General features: G+C 68.7%; 1 protein-coding gene. It reads right to left on the bottom strand.

The features are described from left to right. Positions 1 to 1,244, bottom strand: a 1,244-nt coding sequence (locus ACIBJF_RS53490) for an IS701 family transposase (RefSeq protein ID WP_399185127.1), incomplete at its 3' end; no start/stop codon positions are given. Between the last annotated feature and the right edge of the window lie 35 nt (positions 1,245 to 1,279).

Genomic DNA, 1,279 nt, shown 5'->3' with positions numbered 1-1,279 from the left:
ATCCAGTGCAGGACGTGTTCCGCTTCCCGGACGGGCGGTGTGAGGACGAACGCCCGGAGAAGCCGGACGAGTTCGGGACAGGTCAGCGGGACGAGCCGGACCGTTCCGGCGGGTCCGACTGCGATCGTGGCAGCGGCTGTGAGTGCGAGGACGGCGGAGGCGATCAGGGAGAACAGCGACCAGCGCATCCAGGAGTTCCAGCAGGTCACTTGCCCTTCATCCAGGCCGGTGAAGGTCTTGCCGAGTTGGAAGGTCTCCTCGATCCGCCATCTGCGGCAGATCACCTCGACCAGCTGGGCGAGGGTGACATCTTCGGGCGTCCAGCAGCGGAAGAAGGAGAGCTCGCCGGTGTACCGGTGCCGGCGGGCGACCAGGACGCTGGTGCCCTTCTCGTCGTGTCCGTCGGGGGTGTCGTCCGCGCGGACGTCGAGCCAGGCCCAGTCGTACTCGCGGGTGCCCTTCGTTCCGTGTCCGGTCTGCATGCGCATCCACTGGTGCGGCAGCACCTTGTCGATCACCTGGCGGGCCTTCCACCTGCGGCCCGCTCCGTCGGTCACCACATGCGTGTGGGACACGCCCACCGCATAACCGAGCCCCAACATCCGCAGTCCCACCCGTAGTTCGCGTCCGGAGTACACCTCGTCGCCCGCGAACCAGCGCGCCCGGACACCCCACTCGAGCGCGTTCTCGACCATGACGGCGGTCTGCTGCGGCTTGGTGGCGAACATGAACTCTTCCGGGACACCGGCCGCGTCGCGGCGTTCCTCGTCCGCGGCCCAGTCCTTGGGGAGATACAGGGCCCGGTCGATCACCACCCGCGCCGTCGCGGTGAGCACGGCGAGGTGGACGGCGACCTGGCACAGACCGACACCCCTGAGCGCGCCGGAGTACTGGCGGCCGGCTCCCACACAGTCGGTGGAGGACTTGGCGTCGCCGGTCTCGTCCGCCACCAGCACCACATCCTGACCTGCGAGTTCACGCACGACGAGACGGGCGATCTCCGCCCTGGCCCGGTCGTGGTCGAACTTCGCGCGTGACAGCAGGTGCTGCAGCCGGTGCGGGCCCCGATGCCCCAGCGCCTGGGCCAGAGTCCAGCAGTTCCGCGTGTCCACCTCTGCCAGCAGCCCGCTGATCATCTCCGCCGCAGTCGTGCGCGTCTCAGGCCGCGCGAAGCAGTCCGCGATCACGCCCATCGCCGCCCCGAACACCCGGCCCCAGACTGCCTGGGCTATCGTGACCTCCACGGCCACCGCTTCTTGAAACGTCGTCACAAACGTTC

It is taken from the genome of Streptomyces sp. NPDC050743 (assembly GCF_044456925.1).
GTDB lineage: Bacteria > Actinomycetota > Actinomycetes > Streptomycetales > Streptomycetaceae > Streptomyces.
Note: the sequence above shows the minus strand (reverse complement) of the source record. Positions and strands in the feature narration are given on the sequence as shown.